Origin of the sequence: Serratia sp. szju (assembly GCF_044594185.1) — a bacterium.
GTDB classification, from domain to species: Bacteria; Pseudomonadota; Gammaproteobacteria; order Enterobacterales; family Enterobacteriaceae; genus Serratia; species Serratia bockelmannii.
The window spans coordinates 2,292,840-2,311,924 of sequence record NZ_CP172576.1 but is presented as its reverse complement, the minus strand read 5'-3'; the positions used below and the strand labels follow the sequence as shown (position 1 = coordinate 2,311,924).

The 19,085-nt window shown below is 60.9% G+C and carries 18 protein-coding genes; 7 read left to right on the top strand and 11 right to left on the bottom strand.

The window, feature by feature from the left end; genetic code table 11:
• Positions 1-18 precede the first annotated feature (18 nt).
• Positions 19-927: a LysR family transcriptional regulator gene (locus RE418_RS10850; protein ID WP_033644836.1), complete on the bottom strand. Its 909-nt coding sequence runs from the start codon at positions 925-927 to the stop codon at positions 19-21.
• Positions 928-1,035: 108 nt separating this feature from the next.
• Between RE418_RS10850 and RE418_RS10845 the strand changes: the two genes are divergently transcribed.
• Together RE418_RS10845 and RE418_RS10840 are read left to right on the top strand one after the other, a co-directional pair.
• On the top strand, positions 1,036-1,920 hold the full coding sequence (locus RE418_RS10845; RefSeq protein ID WP_025304082.1) for an MBL fold metallo-hydrolase: 885 nt from the start codon (positions 1,036-1,038) through the stop codon (positions 1,918-1,920).
• 68 nt (positions 1,921-1,988) lie between these two features.
• Positions 1,989-2,636, top strand: coding sequence for a DsbA family protein (locus RE418_RS10840; RefSeq protein ID WP_043139796.1), 648 nt, complete (start codon positions 1,989-1,991; stop codon positions 2,634-2,636).
• A gap of 28 nt (positions 2,637-2,664) precedes the next feature.
• Here the strand turns inward: RE418_RS10840 and RE418_RS10835 are convergent, their stop codons facing one another.
• Positions 2,665-3,372 (bottom strand): hypothetical protein, encoded by a 708-nt coding sequence (locus RE418_RS10835; protein ID WP_060435046.1) that lies wholly within the window; start codon positions 3,370-3,372, stop codon positions 2,665-2,667.
• Between the two features lie 205 nt (positions 3,373-3,577).
• Between RE418_RS10835 and RE418_RS10830 the strand changes: the two genes are divergently transcribed.
• Positions 3,578-5,305, top strand: coding sequence for an ABC transporter ATP-binding protein/permease (locus RE418_RS10830; protein ID WP_089181237.1), 1,728 nt, complete (start codon positions 3,578-3,580; stop codon positions 5,303-5,305).
• 36 nt (positions 5,306-5,341) lie between these two features.
• Here RE418_RS10830 and agaF read toward each other — a convergent pair whose 3' ends face one another.
• From agaF to agaR, 6 genes are read right to left on the bottom strand one after another with little or no spacing between them, the layout of a single operon-like run.
• Entirely contained in the window at positions 5,342-5,776 is a 435-nt protein-coding gene (gene agaF / locus RE418_RS10825) for a PTS galactosamine/N-acetylgalactosamine transporter subunit IIA (RefSeq protein ID WP_025304086.1), read from the bottom strand.
• Between the two features lie 10 nt (positions 5,777-5,786).
• Complete coding sequence (locus RE418_RS10820; protein ID WP_025304087.1) at positions 5,787-6,680, bottom strand: PTS system mannose/fructose/sorbose family transporter subunit IID; 894 nt, start codon at positions 6,678-6,680, stop codon at positions 5,787-5,789.
• Positions 6,670-7,449, bottom strand: a complete 780-nt coding sequence (gene agaW, locus RE418_RS10815) for a PTS N-acetylgalactosamine transporter subunit IIC (protein WP_399676184.1) — start codon at positions 7,447-7,449, stop codon at positions 6,670-6,672. The genes RE418_RS10820 and agaW overlap by 11 nt, the downstream gene beginning before the upstream one ends.
• Before the next feature lie 14 nt (positions 7,450-7,463).
• Positions 7,464-7,940: a PTS N-acetylgalactosamine transporter subunit IIB gene (gene agaV / locus RE418_RS10810; protein WP_019455696.1), complete on the bottom strand. Its 477-nt coding sequence runs from the start codon at positions 7,938-7,940 to the stop codon at positions 7,464-7,466.
• A 1-nt stretch (position 7,941) separates the two neighbouring features.
• The gene (locus tag RE418_RS10805) at positions 7,942-9,225 is read right to left on the bottom strand and encodes a D-tagatose-bisphosphate aldolase, class II, non-catalytic subunit (RefSeq protein WP_025304088.1); all 1,284 of its coding nucleotides are present in this window, start codon (positions 9,223-9,225) and stop codon (positions 7,942-7,944) included.
• A gap of 23 nt (positions 9,226-9,248) precedes the next feature.
• Positions 9,249-10,022, bottom strand: a complete 774-nt coding sequence (gene agaR, locus RE418_RS10800; protein ID WP_004931804.1) for a transcriptional repressor AgaR — start codon at positions 10,020-10,022, stop codon at positions 9,249-9,251.
• Between the two features lie 503 nt (positions 10,023-10,525).
• Here agaR and RE418_RS10795 point away from each other — a divergent pair.
• Positions 10,526-11,746 carry an MFS transporter gene (locus RE418_RS10795; RefSeq protein ID WP_089181238.1) on the top strand — a complete coding sequence of 407 codons (1,221 nt, stop codon included), beginning with the start codon at positions 10,526-10,528 and terminating at the stop codon, positions 11,744-11,746.
• Positions 11,747-11,929: 183 nt separating this feature from the next.
• Here RE418_RS10795 and RE418_RS10790 read toward each other — a convergent pair whose 3' ends face one another.
• On the bottom strand, positions 11,930-12,043 hold the full coding sequence (locus RE418_RS10790; protein WP_049232362.1) for a YmiA family putative membrane protein: 114 nt from the start codon (positions 12,041-12,043) through the stop codon (positions 11,930-11,932).
• A 388-nt stretch (positions 12,044-12,431) separates the two neighbouring features.
• Positions 12,432-14,084, bottom strand: coding sequence for a multidrug ABC transporter permease/ATP-binding protein (locus tag RE418_RS10785; RefSeq protein ID WP_399676181.1), 1,653 nt, complete (start codon positions 14,082-14,084; stop codon positions 12,432-12,434).
• Between the two features lie 178 nt (positions 14,085-14,262).
• Between RE418_RS10785 and RE418_RS10780 the strand changes: the two genes are divergently transcribed.
• From RE418_RS10780 to lldD, 3 genes are all read left to right on the top strand, one after another.
• Positions 14,263-15,183, top strand: coding sequence for a LysR family transcriptional regulator (locus RE418_RS10780; RefSeq protein WP_025304091.1), 921 nt, complete (start codon positions 14,263-14,265; stop codon positions 15,181-15,183).
• Positions 15,184-15,506: 323 nt separating this feature from the next.
• Complete coding sequence (locus tag RE418_RS10775; RefSeq protein WP_213928243.1) at positions 15,507-17,090, top strand: L-lactate permease; 1,584 nt, start codon at positions 15,507-15,509, stop codon at positions 17,088-17,090.
• 42 nt (positions 17,091-17,132) lie between these two features.
• Positions 17,133-18,272 (top strand): FMN-dependent L-lactate dehydrogenase LldD, encoded by a 1,140-nt coding sequence (gene lldD, locus RE418_RS10770; RefSeq protein ID WP_025304093.1) that lies wholly within the window; start codon positions 17,133-17,135, stop codon positions 18,270-18,272.
• Between the two features lies 1 nt (position 18,273).
• On the opposite strand, the gene RE418_RS10765 is transcribed toward lldD, so the two are convergent.
• On the bottom strand, positions 18,274-19,083 hold the full coding sequence (locus RE418_RS10765) for a MoaF C-terminal domain-containing protein (RefSeq protein ID WP_038629879.1): 810 nt from the start codon (positions 19,081-19,083) through the stop codon (positions 18,274-18,276).
• Positions 19,084-19,085: the final 2 nt, after the last annotated feature.

The window sequence follows — 19,085 nt, the reverse complement described above, 5'->3', positions numbered from 1 at the left end:
GGGAATGTTGCCGAAGCCTCAGCGCAGCGTCGCCTGCCACTGCGGATCGCTGGCGAACCACTCCACCAGAAAGTCCAGCATGGTACGCAAGGTGGCAGGCATCTGGCGGCGCGAGGTGTAGATGCCGTAGATGCCCATCGACTGCGGCCGGTAACCCGGCAGCAGCTCCACCAATTCGCCGCTGGCCAGCAGCGGCGCCGCCGAATAGTAGGGCTGCAGGGAAATGCCCGCGCCCTGCACCGTGCCGGCCATCAGCACCACCGACTCGTTGGCGCTCAGGTTGCCGCTGACCGCCACCGCCGATTTCACCCCCTGAGCGTCAAAGTGCCACAGGCTTTTGCCGAAATAGGAATAAGTCAGGCAGTTGTGCAACGCCAGATCCTGCGGCTGGCGCGGCGTGCCGTGCGCCGCCAGATACGCCGGCGCGGCACACACCACCGATGCGCAGGTGGACAGCGGCCGGGCGATCAGGTTGGGATCCAGCTCGTTGGTGATGCGCAGCGCCAGATCGATGCGCTCTTCCACCAGATTCACCGCCCGGTTGTTCATCTGCAGATCGACCGCCACCTGCGGATGGCGCTTCAGATACTGAGCGACGGCCCCCACCAGCGCCGTTTGCCCGAGCGACTGCGAACAGGTGATGCGCAGCAGGCCGCGCAGTTCGTCGCTCTGCCCTTCCTCCACCAGATCGATTTCCCCCGCCAGCGCCAACATTTGTCGGCAGCGCTCCAAAGTACGCTCCCCGGCGTCGGTCAGACTAAGCTTACGGGTAGTGCGATGCAGTAAACGCGCCCCGGCCCATTGCTCCATCTGCGCCAGATAGCGCGTGACCATCGCGCGCGACATCTCCAGCGTTTCTGCGGCGGCGATCATGCTGCCGCGATCGACGATGGTGACAAAAACCTCAGCGGCGGTAATGCGATCCATGATTAGTCCGATTTATGCAACGAATAATTGCTTATTATCCGGTTTTTCTATCGCTTTATGCAACCTAACATCATTACAACATTAACCGATACCTAAGGACCTCTGCCCATGTTTAAGAAATCACTGTTAACTCTGGCCTTCACCGGCGTCGCCACCCTGAGCACTTACGCCACCGCTGCCGATACCCTGACCATGGAAGTGTATAACCCGGGCGAAAAAAGCGTGTTCCCGGTGTCTTCCGAAATCGTCAGCGGCAAACACGAAGTGGCGCTGATCGACGCTCAGTTCCAGCGTAATGATGCTGAAGAGCTGGTGAAAAAGATCAAGGCGACCGGCAAGAAGCTGACCACCGTTTATATCAGCCACTCAGACCCGGATTTCTATTTCGGTCTGGACGTGATCAAGGCGGCCTTCCCGGAGGCGAAAATCATCGCTTCGCCTGGCACCATCAAAGACATCAATGCGACCAAAGACGGTAAAGTTGCCTACTGGGGCCCGATCCTGAAAGACAACGCGCCAAAAACCGTGATCGTGCCGCAGCCGCTGCAAGGCGATAGCTTCACCATCGACGGCCAGAAAGTGGAAGTGAAAGGCTTGAACGGCCCGACCCCCGATCGCACCTTCGTGTGGATCCCGGCGCTGAAAGCGGTCGTGGGCGGCGTCGCGGTCGCCGGTGACAATATCCATCCGTGGATCGCCGACAACCAGAGCGTGGAATCGCGCCAGCACTGGCAGCAGACGCTGAAAAATATCGAAGCGCTGAAGCCGCAGGTCGTCGTGCCGGGCCACTTCCTGCCGGGCGCCGCGCAAACGCTGGCATCGGTGCACTTTACCCAAAAATACCTGACCACGCTGGAAGCCGAACTGCCGAAGGCCAAGGATTCCGCCGCGCTGATTGAAGCGATGAAAAAGCATTACCCGACGCTGAAAGACGAATCGAGCCTGGAACTGAGCGCAAAAGTGCTGAAAGGCGAGATGAAGTGGCCGCAATAAGCGCCCCTGCGTGATTGAACCAGCCCTGGCGCCGCGGTGAACTGCCGCGCGCCAAGCGAGGAGTAAAAATGACCGAAACCACTCTGCATTATATTTTCGATCCGCTGTGCGGCTGGTGCTACGGCGCCACGCCGCTGGTGAAAGCGGCTCAGAGCCTCCCCGGGCTGAAGGTCGTGCCGCACGCCGGCGGCATGATGACCGGCAACAACCGTCGCCAAATCACCGACGAATGGCGCAACTACGTCATTCCGCACGACAAACGTATCGCCGAGATGACGGGCCAGCCTTTTGGCGAAGCCTATTTCAACGGCCTGCTGCGCGACACCACGGCAGTGATGGATTCCGAGCCGCCGATCACCGCTATCCTGGCGGCGGAGAAACTGGCGGGACGCGGGCTGGACATGCTGCACCGCATTCAGCGGGCGCACTACCAGGAAGGCCGGCGCATCGCCGACACGCCGGTGCTGGAAGCGTTGGCGAAAGAGCTGGGGTTGCCTTCGGCGGCGTTTATCGCCGAAATGCGCTTTAGCAGCGGCGCGCCAACCGCGCAACACATCGCGGAAAGCCGGGCGCTGCTGGCCAAAGTGCAAGGCCAGGGCTTCCCGACCTTTGCGCTGCAGGACAGCGAAGGCCGCCTGCATCTGCTGCCGGCCGGCAACTATCTGGGCAATGTGGAAGCCTGGAAAAACCTGCTGGGCGCCGCCGCGCTGGCGTAACCCTTCTCGCCCCGATCGCCGGGGCGGGTCATTCGACCCGCACGAACCGCCCTTCGGCCCGCACGTTGTGACCGAACCCGCAATCCCCCCGCGTGTGCATCTCCAGCGCTTGTTTGCCAAACGCCATTGTCACGTCGCAGACCTGCGCGCTTTCCGCTTCATGCTGGTGGTAGACAGCCTTGCCGTGTTCGATCGGCAGCTCGGCGGTGAAGTCGCCCATGTTCGGCCCGTAATACAGCCCCATCTGCGGCATGGCGTAGCCGGAAAACGCGATCAACCAGCGCTCGCCCTGCGGCTTCACCGTCACTTCGCTCCACACGCCGCGCCCGGCGTATTGCCAATACACGCCGGCCAGCCCCTGCGGCTGTGGCCACTGCGCCAGGCGTTGGCGCAACAGGCTCATGTTGTGCTGCGATTTGTCATCGTGCGGCGCCAGCGCCAGATAGGCCTGCGCCTTGAGCAATTCGCCGGCGTGCATCAGCGACAACGCCACGTTGTTGTAAGCCGTGGCGACAGCCTGCTCGCTCAGGCCGCAAAACTCGCTCCAAGCCGCCTGATCGCGAAAGATGTCGGCGGCTTTAGCGTAATCCTGCCGCTGATAGGCCTTTTTTCCCAGTTCGGCGTAGCTCGCCACCTTTTGGCAGTCGGCGGCGATGTCCGGCTCGTCAATGTGCGCCCAGGCCCGGACGCTGGCGAAGACGCCGCAGGTCAGCAACAGAGGAAACCAAGCCTTCATCGTTTATCCTTTCTGCAAAAATTCGGCGCCAGTATAACCGCCCGGCGCCGGAGTGTATGCCGCAATTGCGCCCAGCTGCACGCTGCCGGCGATTCAGCCGCTTTATTTCAAACGGTTAGCGGAGTTAAAACTGCTTACAGTCACGGTTTGTTTGTTACCGGCCCGCAGCCCATGCTGAACGAAATACCGCAATTATCGAGCCGTTATGAACGCAACCCCCTTGCAGAAACACGCCGTGTGGCAGCTGATCAAACCCTTTTGGGTGTCGGAGGAACGATGGCGCGCCTGGATGATGCTGATCGCCATCGTCATCCTGTCACTCGGCCTGGTCTATATCAGCGTGCTGATCAACCAGTGGAACCAGGTGTTCTACGATGCGTTGCAGAACAAAAACTACCCGGTGTTCAAGGCGCAGCTGTGGCGCTTTACCTATCTGGCGCTGATTTTTATCGTGTTGGCGGTCTACAAGATCTACCTCACCCAGGGGCTACAGATGCGCTGGCGGCGCTGGATGACGGAAAAGTTCATGGGGAAGTGGTTGGCGCACCAGGCGTATTATCACACCGAGCAGCAACAGATCGTCGATAACCCCGATCAGCGTATCGCGGAAGATCTCAACGTATTGACCCAATATACCCTGTCGCTGTCACTCGGGCTGCTCTCCAGCCTGGTGACGCTGTTTTCCTTTATCGACATTTTATGGCACGTCAGCGGGCCGATGACCTTCGCGCTCGGTCAGCACGCCATCACGCTGTCCGGCTATATGGTGTGGTTCGCGCTGCTGTATGCGGTGCTGGGATCGCTGCTGATCTGGTGGGTCGGCAAACCGCTGGTCATGCTGGGCTTCAACCAGGAACGGTACGAGGCGAACTTCCGTTTCGGCCTGATCCGCATCCGCGAAAACAACGACGCCATCGCGCTGTACCACGGCGAACCGCGCGAGGCACAGCAGCTAGGCGATCGTTTTGACACCATTCGCAGCAACTGGTGGGCAATTATGCGCATCACCCGGCGGCTGAACATTGCCACCAACTTCTACAGCCAGTTCGCCATCGTGTTTCCCCTGCTGGTAGCGGCGCCGCGCTACTTCTCCGGCGCCATTCAGATGGGCGGCCTGATGCAGATCGCCTCGGCCTTCGGCCAGGTGCAGGGTGCGCTGTCGTGGTTTATCGACGCGTTTAACGATTTGGCGACTTGGAAAGCCTGCGTTAACCGTTTGGCCGGCTTCAACGCCGCCGTCGATCAGGTTCACCATCAGCCGCGCGGCATTCAGCTGCGGAAAGAGACCGCCCACCCGTTAACACTGGATAACCTCAGCCTGAACTTGCCCGATGGTCAGCCGCTGCTGACCGGTGCCGAGATGACGCTGCAACGCGGCGATCGCCTGCTGATCGTCGGCCCTTCCGGCTGCGGCAAGTCGACGCTGCTGCGGGCCATCGCCGGCATTTGGCCTTACGGCGCGGGCGCCATCGGGCTGCCGGCCAACGCCAATACCCTGTTCCTGCCGCAGCGCAGCTACATTCCGATCGGCACGCTGCGCGAGGCGCTGAGCTACCCGAGCCAGGCGACACAATACAGCGACGAGCAGCTGATGCGGGTGCTGGAAAACTGCCGCCTGAAGCACCTGCAGCGCTGGCTGGATACCGCCGCCAACTGGAGCCACCGCCTGTCGCCAGGCGAGCAACAGCGGCTGGCGTTCGCCCGCGCCCTGCTGATTCGCCCGAGCATCCTGTTCCTCGACGAAGCCACCAGCGCGCTGGACGACGAAACCGAGCAACTGATGTACTGCCTGCTGGTGGATGAACTGCCGGACGTGACGCTGATCAGCGTGGCGCACCGCAACAGCGTGGCGAAGTACCACCAGACCTGCTGGCGCTTCAGCCGCAGCGAAGATCAACCGGCGCGCCTGGCGCTGAGCCCGCTGCCGGTATAACCCGCAGAGCCGGGCGCTATCGCGCCCGGCGTTCGTTCAGATGCCGTCGGTCTGCACGTCTTCGCACTTCACTCGGCGGCGCTCATGCCACAGGCTGGTCAGGCCCCGTTTGCCGCACGCCAGCGCCACCTCGCGAAACTCATCCAGGCTCAACCCGTCGCGCTCCAGCATCATTTCCGCCGCCAGCTGCATATTGACGCCGGTGAGCACTTCGCAATCGCCCTGCTCATCCGCCAGTTCGCAGGCACTGCGAAACGGCGAACCGCCGAGCATATCGGTCAGGAACACCACGCCGTCCGGCTGCATCACCGCAGCCAGCGCCGAGCGTAGGGCGTCCCTGAGCTGCGCGGTACTCATCTGTTCGGGGAAATCAACCGCCGCGCAGTGCCGCTGCGGCCCCACCACCTGTTCCACCGCCTGCAACAGCCCGGTGGCAAAACCGCCGTGGCCGGTAATCACAATGCCTGGCATCGCTCGCTCCTCACAAAATGCCGATAAATTTGCCCACTACGCCAATCGCTACGGTGACGCCTATCAGCTTCACCGGTGAGAATCCGCGCTTCATCAGGAAGAAAATAAGCAGCGTGAAACACAGCGGCAATAAATTGGGCATCAACTTGTCCAGCACGTCGGTCTGCAAGGCCACGCTGGCCTTGCCGGCATGCATTACCAGCGGCGTGGACAGGTGCACATACGACGCCACCAGCGCGCCGATCACCGTCATGCCAACGATCGACGCGGCGTGAGAAATGCGCCGGGTGTGGGTCTTCAGCAGCGCCAGCGCGCTGGTGCCGGCCTGATAGCCGTAGTGCGCCAGCCCAAAACGCAGGCCGAAATGAAACAGGTTGAACAGCAGCAGGAAGACGATAGGCCCGAACAAGCTCCCTTCCAACGCCAGCGAAGCGCCTATCCCGGCACAGATCGGCAGCAGCGTCAGCCAAAATAGCGCGTCGCCGATACCGCCGAGCGGCCCCATCAGCGCCACTTTCACCGCGCGAATGGTGGAGATTTTCTCCTTGTTCTGCTCCATCGCCAGCACCAGGCCGGACAGGAAGGTGACGTCGAACGGGTGCACGTTGATAAATTCCATGTGCATCTTCATCGAGTTGGCCAGATCCTGCGGGTTGCGGTGGATCTTGCGCAGCCCGGGGATCAGCTGATACAGCCAGCCGCCCGCCTGCATGCGTTCATAGTTGAACGACGCCTGCAGCAGCAGCGAACGCCAGGCCATGCGGTTGATGTCGCCGCGCGTCAGCGCCTCGGCGGGCTGGCTGTCCAGATAGTCGTCCTGCTCCACCTGGCTGGTGGCCAGCGCCTGCGCCATGCGCTGCTCGGCCTTTTGCGCCAGCAGATCGTCGGAATCGTTAAATGCCATCTTCGGCGTCCTCCTGCGGAGCGGGCCAGGCGGTCGCCTCTGCCGCGCCGCGTTGCGTGTTGAAGAAATCAATCAAAGCGATCGCCAGGGCGCCCAGCGCCACTGCCAGGATCGGCAGCTTGAGGAACGTGACCGAGATGAAACCGAGGATAAAATAGGCCACGTAGGTTTTTTTCATCATCACCTTCATCAGCAGCGAGAAACCGATCGCCGGCATCATGCCGCCCGCCACCGCCAGCCCGTCCAGCAGCCAGCCCGGCGCTTTCTGCACCATGGCGCTGGCCGCGTCGGCGCCGAAGTAAATCGGTAGGAACGCCACCACGAAATAGAAGATGAACAGGATGCTGATGCCGAGATAGTTCACCCGTTCGATGCCGCGCCAGTTCAGCTCTTTCACCATGCGATCGCAGCGGTGCATCATCGGTGAGAACAGCGTAAACAGCAGCGTGATGCAGCCCTGCACCGCAATCGAGAACGGCACTGCCACGCCGATCGCCACTTTAGGATCGGCCTTGGTCAGAATGGCGAACGCGGTGCCGATCACCCCGCCGATCACCACGTTCGGCGGTTGAGCGCCCGCCAGCGGCACCATCCCCATCCACACCAGCTCCAGCGTCCCGCCCACCAGCAAGCCGGTGTAGACGTCACCCAAAATCAGCCCCACCAGCGGCCCCATCACCACCGGCCGGTGGAAGTGGGTTAGACCGTCGAACAGGTCAACCCCCGCCAATCCGGCCAACAGCGCAATCAATAACGCATCCGTCAACATGCTTCCCCCCAGGCTCAAAAGAGCAATTTGCCGATCGCCTCACCCGCCTCATCCGGCACCCGGCGCACTTCGCACTCCACGCCCAGCGCCGCCAGCGCGCGGAACGCGGCCACGTCGCCGTCGTCCAGCGACACCGTTTTGTGCACCTGCCGCTTCCCCTCGGCGAAGTGCATATTGCCGACGTTGACGAAACGGATCGGCACCCCGCCGCGCACCAGCGTCAACACGTCCTGCGGTGTTTTGCACACCAGAAAAATCTTCTGCCTGTCCGCCGCCTTGTGGATCACGTCGATGGTTTTCTGCAGCGTGAAGTAGCGGGTCTGCACCCCTTCCGCCACCACCATGTCCATCAGGTTCTGCTGCACCGGATCGGCGGCGGCCTCGTCGTTGGCCACCACCACCAGGTTGGCGCCGAGGGTATTGGTCCAGGTCACACCCACCTGGCCGTGCACCAGGCGATTGTCGATGCGGGTCATTAAAATGTTCGGCATGTCAGCGGCCCTCCGGGTAACAGGCGGCGTGGTAATCGTCGAGCACCTGCGTCACTTTATGCAGCACCCACTCCTGCGGATCGGCGCTTAATTCGCCGGCGTTCAGCGCCCGCGCCTGATCCGGCAGGTACTGGCTGAGCAGCGCCAGCGGTGCCGGGCTGCGGCGCAGGTTGTCCAGCAACCCGTCGACGGCCTGCTGCACCTGCGGCTGCGGCCAGTAGTAACGCACCCGATCGCTCAGGCTGTAGTGGCGATCGAGATACTGCTGGTGCGGCGTGCCGTGGTAATAGCGGCTCCACTGCTGCGGCTGCTCGCGCATCACCTGCTCCAGCGTGGCGCACAGCTGCGCCGACTGGCGTTCCCCCAGCCATTCACGCTCGATGCGATCGAGGGCGAACAGCGCTTCGCGCAGCGCGAAGGTCAGCGCCGGCCCCACCTTCAGGATGGCGAAGTGATCGCGCACCAGTTGGCGGTAGGCCTGCGGTGGTTGGTAGTCCGTAGAGTGCGCCTCATAGATCATGCCCGGCTGCCTTTCGATGAAGTGGCTCAATGCGTCGGCGCGCTGCGGTTGGTAATGCTCAACGCTGTGGTGATCGAACTCGACGCCCGGCTGTACCACCAGCGCGATAGTTCGCTGCCAGGCATCGTTCAGCTCGGCTTTTTGCCAGGCGATGCGGTGCGTTTCCAGCGTTTGCGCCACCGCCTGCGGCGTGGTGACCTGCAGACCCGCCAGCGCCTCCTGCGCGCCGCCCGGGACCGGCACTTCGGTGCCGATTACATAGACCGGCGCTTCGCCGCCGCTCTGCGCCCAGGCCCGCTCCGCCACCGCGCACAGGCGCGCCGCACGCTCGGCGACCGTGACATCCCCCAGGGGCGAGGGATCGCCGGCGCACGACATGGAACAATCGAGGTGAATTTTGCGAAATCCGGCGCGAACGTAATCGTCGATCAAGGTTTCCGCCAGCGCCATCGCCTCCTGAGCCGGGCGATCTTGCCAAGCGTTGGGCCCCAGGTGATCGCCACCCAGCCACACGCGCTCGCGCGCCAGGCCCACTTCATCCGCCAGGCGCCACAGCGCATCGCGGAACTGGGCCGCCGTTTGGCCGGTATAGCCGCCGAATTGATTAACCTGGTTGGACGTCGCCTCCACCAATACCGGCGTGCCGCGCGCTTTGGCCTGCCGCAGCGCGGCCTTCAGAACCCAGGGATGGGCGGAACAGACGGAAAAGATCCCGACCGGCATACCGGCCTTGTGCTGCTCGACAAGCTGTAACAACTGCTGCATGAAGCCCCCATGCAGGCGCCCTGCTACCGATCGGCGATGATGACCTCCACGCCCAGCTCGGTTAACGCCCGCTCGTAATCGTCCGGAAGACGGCTGTCGGTGATCAGCCGATGGATTTGTCCGGCTTCGCGAATCATGCAAAAGCTCTTGCGACCGAATTTGCTGGCATCCGCCACCGCGATAATCTCGCGCGCCACCTCGCACATCACGCGATTGAGGTGCGCCTCACCGGGGTGAGGCGTGGTGATGCCGGCGCTCAGATCGAACCCGTCGACGCCCAAAAACAGTTTGTCGAAGCGGTACTGACGCAATTGCTGCTCGGCAGCCGGACCGTAGAGCGAGTAAGAGTTGCGGCGCACGCTGCCCCCCAGCACCATGACTTCCACCCCGTCGTTTCCCGAAAGCTCGTAGGCAATGTTCAGCGCATTGGTCATCACCACCAGATCGCGCCGCCCCTTCAGGAACGGCACGATCTGCGCGGTGGTGGAACCGGAATCGAGGATCAACGCATCGCCATCGCGCACATAGCCGGCCGCCGCGTTGGCGATCAGCGTTTTGACGTCGCGATTCAACCGCCCTTTGTCCCGTAACGGCCGATCGAAAGCGAATTGCTGATTGAGCATTGCGCCGCCGTAAGCGCGCAGCGCACACCCTTTTCGTTCCAGAAAGCGCAGATCGTTGCGGATCGTCACCGTGGATACCGCAAACTGCTTACTGAGCTGCTCCACGCGCACGCTGCCGTGCTCGCATAACAGATCGATGATGTGTTCACGTCGCTTTGCGGTATTCACTGGCATGAGCTGCGGTCCTCAGGTTTCCGGCAACGCCGGGGAGAAGATGGCTTTCGCTCTACTGCGCTGGCATTACAGCAAAGCGAAAGCAATGAAATTGTGATCGGGCTTACAGCCCCGTTTTAGCAAAAAAACCGCCAAAAAACCTTTCGAATCGAAACGAATCGAAAAGCAAAAAGTGGAATGGGAGAAAAATGAAATGCCATGACGAGCGCTAACCCCCGGAGCGCTGAGACGTGGGCTGCACGGAAAGCGAAAGCGGCGCATGGTGCGCCCCACGCCATGACTTTTAGTTCACTCAGTGACCAGGATCACATAATGATAATTATCCTGCGGCCGGCGGGCATTAACCGCCACCATCCCGCCGGGCCATCCCCTTGTCAGTACGAGCCATCTTCCCTACACTTGCGATCAGATATCGGCCCCTTGTCGGTACGTAAGCGTTAACGTCAATCAACGCATCACGCCATGCAGCGCTGATTGACTGCATGCCCTGGTGCGAGGAACCCATGCCGCAACCCGCTTCATCCCCAGCGTCCACCGCGACCCCGCGTCGCCGGTTACACTGCCCTATTTTGCTGATCGTCGGCATTATGCTGATCGCGGCCAACCTGCGCGCCGCCCTGACCAGCGTCGGCCCGCTGCTGGAGCAGATCCAGCAACAGCTGGCGTTGTCCGCCACCGCCGCCGGCCTGATCAACTCACTGCCGCTGATCCTGTTCGCCATTCTCTCGCCGCTGACCCCAGCGCTGGCGAAACGCATCGGCATCGAGCGCACCCTGGGCCTGGCCCTCGCGCTGCTGGTCTGCGGTATCGTGCTACGTTCCCTGCCGCAAGACGCCATGCTCTGGCCGGGCAGCGTCCTGATCGGCGCCGCCATCGCCTTCGCCAACGTGGTGCTGCCAACGCTGGTGAAAAGAGATTTCCCACATCGCGCCGCCGCGATGATCGCTGCCTATGCGGCGGTGATGTCACTGGTTGCCGCCATCGCTTCCGGCCTGGCCGTGCCACTGGCCTCCCTGGCCAACCTCGGCTGGCGGTTCTCTTTGCTGTGTTGGGGTTTGCCCGCGCTGCTGGCGCTGTTGGTGTGGCTGCCGCAGCTGCGGCGCTCCGCCCCCCCCGTCGCCAAAGAGCCGCAGCCAACAGAGCTGCAACGCTATCGCTCTCCCTGGGGCAGCGCACTGGGTTGGCAAGTAGCGATGTTCATGGGGCTGCAATCGATCGCCTTCTACACCATCATCGGCTGGTTCAGCGCCTTTGCCGCCAGCCACGGCACCTCCGCTCAGCAGGCGGGTTTCGAACTGTTCGTTTACCAGGTGGTGGCAATCGTCGCCAACTTTGTCATGGTGGTGATTTTGCCGCGTGCGCGCGATCAGCGGGCAATAGCGTTGGGCAGCTCGCTGCTGATCTTCATCGGCGTCGGGGGATTATTGGTGCAACCCGCCAGTTCACTGGTGTGGCTGACGTTTGCCGGGTTGGGGGCGGGGAGTTCGCTGGTGCTGGCGCTGTCGTTCTTTGGATTGCGCAGTCAGCATCATCATCAGGCGACGCTGCTGTCGGGTATGGCGCAATCCGTCGGTTATCTGTTAGCGGCGCTGGGGCCCACCCTATTTGGCTTACTGCACGATCTGACGGAAGGCTGGCGCTGGCCGTTGATCGCCCTGCTGTGCCTGACCGTCTTGCAAATGCTGTTCGGCGCGTTGGCCGGCCGCAGCCGCGTGATCAGCTAACGCTGCGGCGCGATGGGGGCCGCGCCGCCTCAGAGTCGGTGTCCTGCCATAAATCTTCAATAAAGGCGCGCTGCTCATCGCTCAGCACCCATGACGGCGGAATTTTGGACGGTGCGCGACGCTCAGCGCCCTCACGGTTTTTAGCCTGCTTTTTGTTCACGAATCGCCTTCCTGCTTAACCTGCTAACTCAGTAACCAGTAAATCACGGCGGCGGTTAACAGCCAGAATAGCCCGCTACCGATAAACACACACAGCCATGCTCTACGTTTGATATCAGATCCATCCTTGCTCACCACAGCGCCCTCAACCAATAGATTAAACCATTCAAACATTAATTATCGATCTGTTTTAACGATCAATAAAGTCGTTTTTTCCTATGGAAATTTAAAAAACAGCTGCTAGCCATAGATCTGCATTACCGCCCTGGTAAGAACGGCACCGTGGATATCACTGTTATCGGCAGGCGATAACTTGAATTGATAGGCGAACGAACGTGCAGTGTGTCATACCTTGAAAGGTCAAAATTAAACCACTAGTAAATAATTCAACTATCAATTATTTGACTGGCCGTAAGCCAAATCGACAACAGACAGCGCTAAAGGCGGGGGATAAAATGAAACGACATACTGGGATCATACGAAGAGAAGCACCGGCCCGCTTTGGTCTCGCCCGGGCCGGCGTGAGTTAACCGATTCTGCTGACGGAATCCCGGCTGGCATGTTCACGCTCGCTGCCGGTCAGCTCACGTAAATGACCCGAGCGCATCTCAAGCAACCGATCGGCGTATTCGAAATAGTGATCGTCATGGCTGATGGCAAACACCGTTTTGCCCAGCGCACGCAGTTCTGGCAATAGTTCACGATAGAAAATGCGCCGGAATTGCGGATCCTGATCCGCGGCCCATTCATCCAACAGCAAGATATCGCGCTGTTCCGCCACCGCCAGCAGCAAAGCCAGACGCTTGCGCTGCCCCTGCGACAGTTGCGGATTGGTCACCCTGGTGCCGTCGAACTGCAGTTTGCTTTTCATATTCAACCGCTCGAGCCAGGCGGCGACCAGCTTCGCATCGGGTTCACCGCCTTCCGGCCCTTGTAAACGATCGAACTGATGAAAATCGGTGAAAATCGCCGAAAATAGCCGGCGGTAGTCCGGCATATCCGCCGCGGTCTGGGCGACGCCATCCAGCACGATGTGGCCGCTCACCGGTCGGTACAATCCGGTCAACAGCATCGCCAGCGTTGACTTGCCACTGCCGTTGCCGCCGATCAAAAAGACCAGCTCGCCATGCCGCAGCGTCAGATTAAGCGGCCCGACGGCAAAACCGGGCTGCTGTTCCTTATCTGCATAGTGAAAAACCACGTCACGCAGCTCCAGCGTCTGCCAGGAACGGCAGGCGGCGACAGGGAACGCCGGTTGGTACTCGGCCAAGTGCAGCGTCTTCAGCTTGTTGAAGGCGACTTCGGCGCTGACCAGCGTCGGAAACGCCCCCACCGCCTGCAGTAATGGCGTGCGCAAGAACAGCAGCGTCAGGGAATAGGTGGCAGCCACCGCCGAGTCCGCCCATCCCAGGCTGTTAGCCATAAAGAACACCAGCCCAATCGCGCCTAACATCATGATATTTGACCAGTTGAGCGCACTCAAATGGAAGGTATCGGCGCGAATGATATGGTGGCGGTAAGCTTGCGCATCGGGTTGATAGGTCTGTTCGTACAGCGCCTGCGCTCGCTTGCGGTTTAACGTCAGTTCCTTGCGACCGTCAATCACCGATTCGTAATGATGATAGAGACGCTCTTCCGACTCGCGCAAACTGGCCATATGGCGATAAACCCGCGAGACCAGGCAGCCGCTGCCCACCACGGTGACGGCGACCCACACCGCCGTCACCGCCAACATTTTCGGCGATAACCACCCCAGATAGGCCGCCGACCCCAAGGTTAAAATCACCCCTTGCACCAGTTCGGGCAAGCGCACGAAGGCGACGGTGATATTGCGGACATCGCTGGACAGGCTCGCCAACAATGAGGCGCTGCCTAACTGTTCAAGGCGTTCAATATCGGTATCCAGGATGCGCTTCACTAACTGCCCGCGCAGGCGGTAGACGAAGTAATGGCCCAATGTCGTCAGCGCCAATTGCGATCCCAGCGTGACCGCCATCAGCAATGCCAGCAGGGCGAGAAACATTGGCAGTACGGCCAACGCATCGCCGCCGGCGTCCATCAGGTATTGATTGATAAACGCAATAATACCGATGCCTAAGCCGGCGCTGGTCATGGTCAATGCCATAACCGCCAGAAATGGCCAACGATACTGGTGATAAACCACCCGTAGCAGTTCCATGAAAAAACCTCTGAAGTCGCGATCTGGCAGGCATTGTAAGCGGCACGAGAATGAGATCAAGACGAATTCTCATTGCTCGCGCAGCCTCTGATTTCGACGCCAAGGGCATTTTGATGATTGCTTATTGAAACGAGAGACTTACACTGACGCCTCTATCCGCTGAAGGGAACAGCCGATTATGCTCGCCACTCACGAATACGCCAACGACCTGATTCTGTTCGCCCTGATTGTCGACTACGGCTCGTTCAGCAAGGCCGCGGAGAGCGCCGGCATCACCAGTTCGGTGGTCAGTAAACGCATCGGGCGGCTGGAGAAATCCCTGGGCGCCCGGCTGCTGTACCGCACCACGCGCAGCCTGACGCTGACCGAAAGCGGCCAGGCGCTCTACCAACAGGCCAAAGAGATCGGCGCCAAAGTGCAGGAGGCACTGTACGCCGTCAGCGAAAAAAGCGAAGAATTAACCGGTACCATCCGCATGTCGGTGCCGACCATTTCGGGCGAGCTGCTGCTGAGCGAGAGCGTGGCGGAGTTTTGCGCACTGCATCCCAGTCTAAAGGTCGAAATGCGGCTGGAAAACCGCTTCGTCGATCTGGTGGAAGAAGGCATCGATCTGGCGATCCGTACCGGCACTATGCCAGATTCGAGCCTGATTGCCCGGCCGATCTTCGATTCCCGCTGGGTGATCGTCTGCTCGCCGGGCTATTTGAAAAGCCACCCGGAACCGCGCAGCGCCGAAGACCTGCTCGGCCACAATTGCCTGACCTACACCTACCAGGAGAGCGGCACCGCCAACTGGCTGATGAAACGGCCGGGGCGCAACGAAATCTACGAGCTGCAGGTTAACGGCAACCTGTCGGCCAACAATGCGCGGGCGATCCGCAAAGCGGTGATCGGCGGCCACGGCATCGCCATGGTGCCGCGCTGCATGGTGTATGAGGATTTGCAGGACGGCAAACTGACGGAGATCCTGGCCGGCCACTGCGGCAAGGTATTGGGCATTTACGCCGTCTATCCTTACACCCGTAATCTGCCGTTAAAAACTCGCCTGCTGATCGAACATATCATCGGTTCCTACCAAAATATCAGCCATTATTTTTGAGTTTTCCTCTCGGATTATTTCCCCGCTACCGCAAAAGCCCGCGGGGATTACGGCATTTTTGGACATAATCTATTGAACATTAGCGCCTAATTAATGTGAGCTCGCGCACTCATCACACAGCAAAGATCCCTATCACACTGATTTTAAATCAATTAATTTAACCCCTTCTACCGGCGATTTTCTCACCGCCGACGCCGTTCGCCGATGTTAAAAAATTACCGCATGGCATCGTCACCAACGTTGTGATTAGAATGAAAATGTTGCGGTAATTAACCTTTCAGCTACATATCTCTGCCCATAAAAATAATAACCCTGAGGATCTTATGCCCCTGCTTTTTAGTATTGCGCCCATCGTCCTGCTGATTTGGATGATGACCAAAAGGAATGGCGTGCCCTCTTATCTCGCCCTGCCGCTGACGGCCGCCGCGGTGTATGCCCTACAGCTCCTGTGGTTCGATGCCTCGCTGCGGCTGCTGCATGCGAATATCATCACCGCGCTGGTGTCGACGCTGACGCCGATCACCATCATCGCCGGCGCCATCCTGCTCAACAAACTGATGCAGGTAAGCGGCGCGGAAAACGTGGTGCGGCGCTGGCTGGAAACCATCAGCCCCAATCCCGTGGCTCAGCTGATGATTATCGGCTGGGCATTCGCCTTTATGATCGAGGGTGCCAGCGGCTTCGGCACCCCGGCCGCCATCGCCGCGCCGATTCTGGTCGGGCTGGGCTTCAACCCGCTGCGCGTCGCCCTGCTGACGCTGGTAATGAACTCGGTACCGGTCTCCTTCGGCGCCGTGGGCACCCCCACCTGGTTCGGCTTTGCCAATCTCGGCCTGTCGGACGCCAGCCTGCTGGAGATCGGCCGGCAAACCGCGCTGATCCACTTCATCGCCGGCTTCGTTATTCCTCTGCTGGCGCTGCGCTTTATCGTTTCCTGGCAGGATATCCGCCGTAACCTGCCGTTTATCCTGCTCAGCGTGCTGAGCTGCACCCTGCCCTATCTGCTGCTGGCCCAGGTGAACTATGAGTTCCCGGCGCTGGTCGGCGGCGCCATCGGCCTGGCACTCTCGGTGCTGCTGGCACGCGGCGGCATCGGTCTCGCCCGCAGCGACAAACTGCAGAACGCCGGGCAGGCGGTGCCGTTCTTGCAGGTGGTCAAGGCCATGACCCCGACCCTGCTACTGATTGCTATTCTGATAGTGACGCGCGTGCATCAGTTGGGCCTGAAGGCGCTGCTCAACAACACCACGCTGCTGTGGCAGGAAAACCTCGGCTGGCTCGGGGAGCTGCGCATTAGCCAGGCGCTGATCGTCGAACTGCAGCAGGTACTGGGCACCTCCGCCGCCGCCGGCTACAAAACGCTGTATGTCCCGGCGCTGATCCCGTTCCTGTTGGTGGTGGTGCTGTGTATTCCGCTGTTCCGTCTGAATGGCGGCCAGGTGCGGCAAATGTTCAGCGAAACCGGCGGGCGCATCGCGCGGCCCTTTATCGCGCTTTTCGGCGCGCTGGTGATGGTCAACCTGATGATGCAGGGCGGCGACAACGCGCCGGTGATCCTGATCGGGAAAGCGTTGGCGGCGCTGACCGGCGAGAGCTGGCTGCTGTTCTCTTCGTTCCTCGGTGCGCTGGGCTCGTTCTTCTCCGGTTCCAATACCGTTTCGAACCTGACGTTCGGCGGCATTCAGCAATCGATCGCCCAGAGCAGCGGCCTTGACGTCAATCTGACGCTGGCCCTGCAGTCCGTCGGCGGCGCCATGGGCAACATGGTGTGCCTGAACAACATTATCGCGGTCTGTTCGATCCTCGGGATCGGTAACGCCGAAGGCAAAATCATCAGAAAGACCGTGCTGCCGATGCTGGCGTACGGCGGGATTGCGGCCGGTATGGCAGCGATCCTCACTCTCTGACTGAACACTCGTTATCGCAAGCAAGACAAGAAGGTAAACACTATGATCATCTCCGCGTCAACCGACTACCGGGCCGCCGCCCAGGCCAAACTGCCGCCGTTTCTGTTTCACTACATCGACGGCGGGGCCTACGCGGAGCATACGCTGAAGCGCAATACCGCAGATCTGGCCGATATTGCCCTGCGCCAGCGCGTGCTGCGCAATATGTCCGAACTCAGCCTGGAGACCACGCTGTTCGGCGAGCAGCTGGCGATGCCGGTAGCGCTGGGGCCGGTGGGGCTGACCGGCATGTACGCCCGCCGCGGCGAAGTGCAGGCCGCGCGTGCCGCGGCCAAAAAAGGCATTCCGTTCACGCTGTCCACCGTGTCGGTCTGCCCGATCGAAGAGGTAGCGCCGGCGATCGATCGGCCGATGTGGTTCCAGCTCTACGTGCTGAAAGATCGCGGCTTTATGCGCAACGCACTGGAGCGCGCCAAGGCCGCCGGCGTGAAAACGCTGGTGTTTACCGTCGACATGCCGGTGCCCGGCGCCCGTTACCGCGACGCCCACTCGGGAATGAGCGGCCCTAACGCCGCCCTGCGCCGCGTGCTGCAGGCGTTTACCCATCCGCAGTGGGCCTGGGATGTCGGCCTGTTCGGCAAGCCGCACGATCTGGGCAACGTCTCGGCCTACCGCGGCAAACCGACCAGCCTGGAAGACTACATCGGCTGGCTGGGCGCCAACTTCGATCCGTCGATTTCCTGGAAAGATCTGGAGTGGATCCGCGAATTCTGGGACGGCCCGATGATCATCAAAGGCATTCTGGATCCGGAAGACGCCAAAGACGCGGTGCGCTTCGGCGCCGACGGCATCATCGTCTCCAACCACGGCGGCCGCCAGCTGGACGGCGTGCTGTCGACCGCGCGCGCCATGCCGGCGATCGCCGACGCAGTGAAAGGCGACATTACCCTGTTGGCCGACTCCGGCATCCGCAGCGGCCTGGACGTGGTGCGCATGATCGCGCTGGGCGCCGACAGCGTGCTGCTGGGGCGCGCCTTCGTCTATGCGCTGGCGGCGGCGGGCGAAGCCGGGGTGGCCAACTTGCTGGATCTGATCGACAAGGAAATGCGCGTCGCTATGACGCTCACCGGCGCGAAATCCATCACGGAGATCAACGCCGGATCGCTGGTCAGAAACGCCTGATTCACAGCGGCTGCACGCCCTCCGGGTACGCGTTGTAGCTCATCTTGCTGATGAATGCCCCGGCCGGTGACACCAGCACCCGGCCGGCGGCGTCCAGCCCGAGGAAGGTGCCGGTGCAGCGTCCGGAGATAAAGTCGAAGAAGAACACCGAGCACACCGGGATAATCTTTTCCCGGAAGGTGAACAGGAACATCTCGTCCTCAAACTTGTAGTAAGTGGCGTAGTCCATGTCGCCGTGGCCGAACTGTTCGCCGCGCAGGTTTTGCCAGGCGTAGCGCTCGGTGTTGACGTAGAAGTGCTCGTAGTAATGGTTGGGGCTGTAGACGTTCAGCGTGCGATAGCCGATCAGCTCGCGGGTCAAATGCGGTGCGATGCCGCCCGGCGTGACGCCTGCAATCAGCCCAACGTGGAAGCTTTGCTTGAGGCGAGACCCCTTTTCTACCGCATGTTCAGGCAGTAGCGTGCTGCGCACCAGCAGCGCCCGGCCGCTGTCGCGGTTGAGCACCAGCGTCAGGCATTCGTTGCCCGGCGACTGCAGCGGAATATTGAAGAAATAGCGTGCGGCGGAGGTTTGCACCTCTTCGTAAGCGTCCTCGCCGCTCTCCCCGCCCCAGGCCCAGAGCACCCGTTGCCGATCGGCGCTGAAACGCAGCGTGAAGTCCCCGCCGTCTTCAAAGGCGATCTGCAACGTTTTGCCGCGCCAGTCCTGGGTGCCCGGCAGCCGGTTGGTGTCGATGCCGCGTGCGAAATCGTCGTAATTCTTCCAGTCCGGTTCGGCATTTTGATTCAGTACGGATTGTTCTGCTGACATCT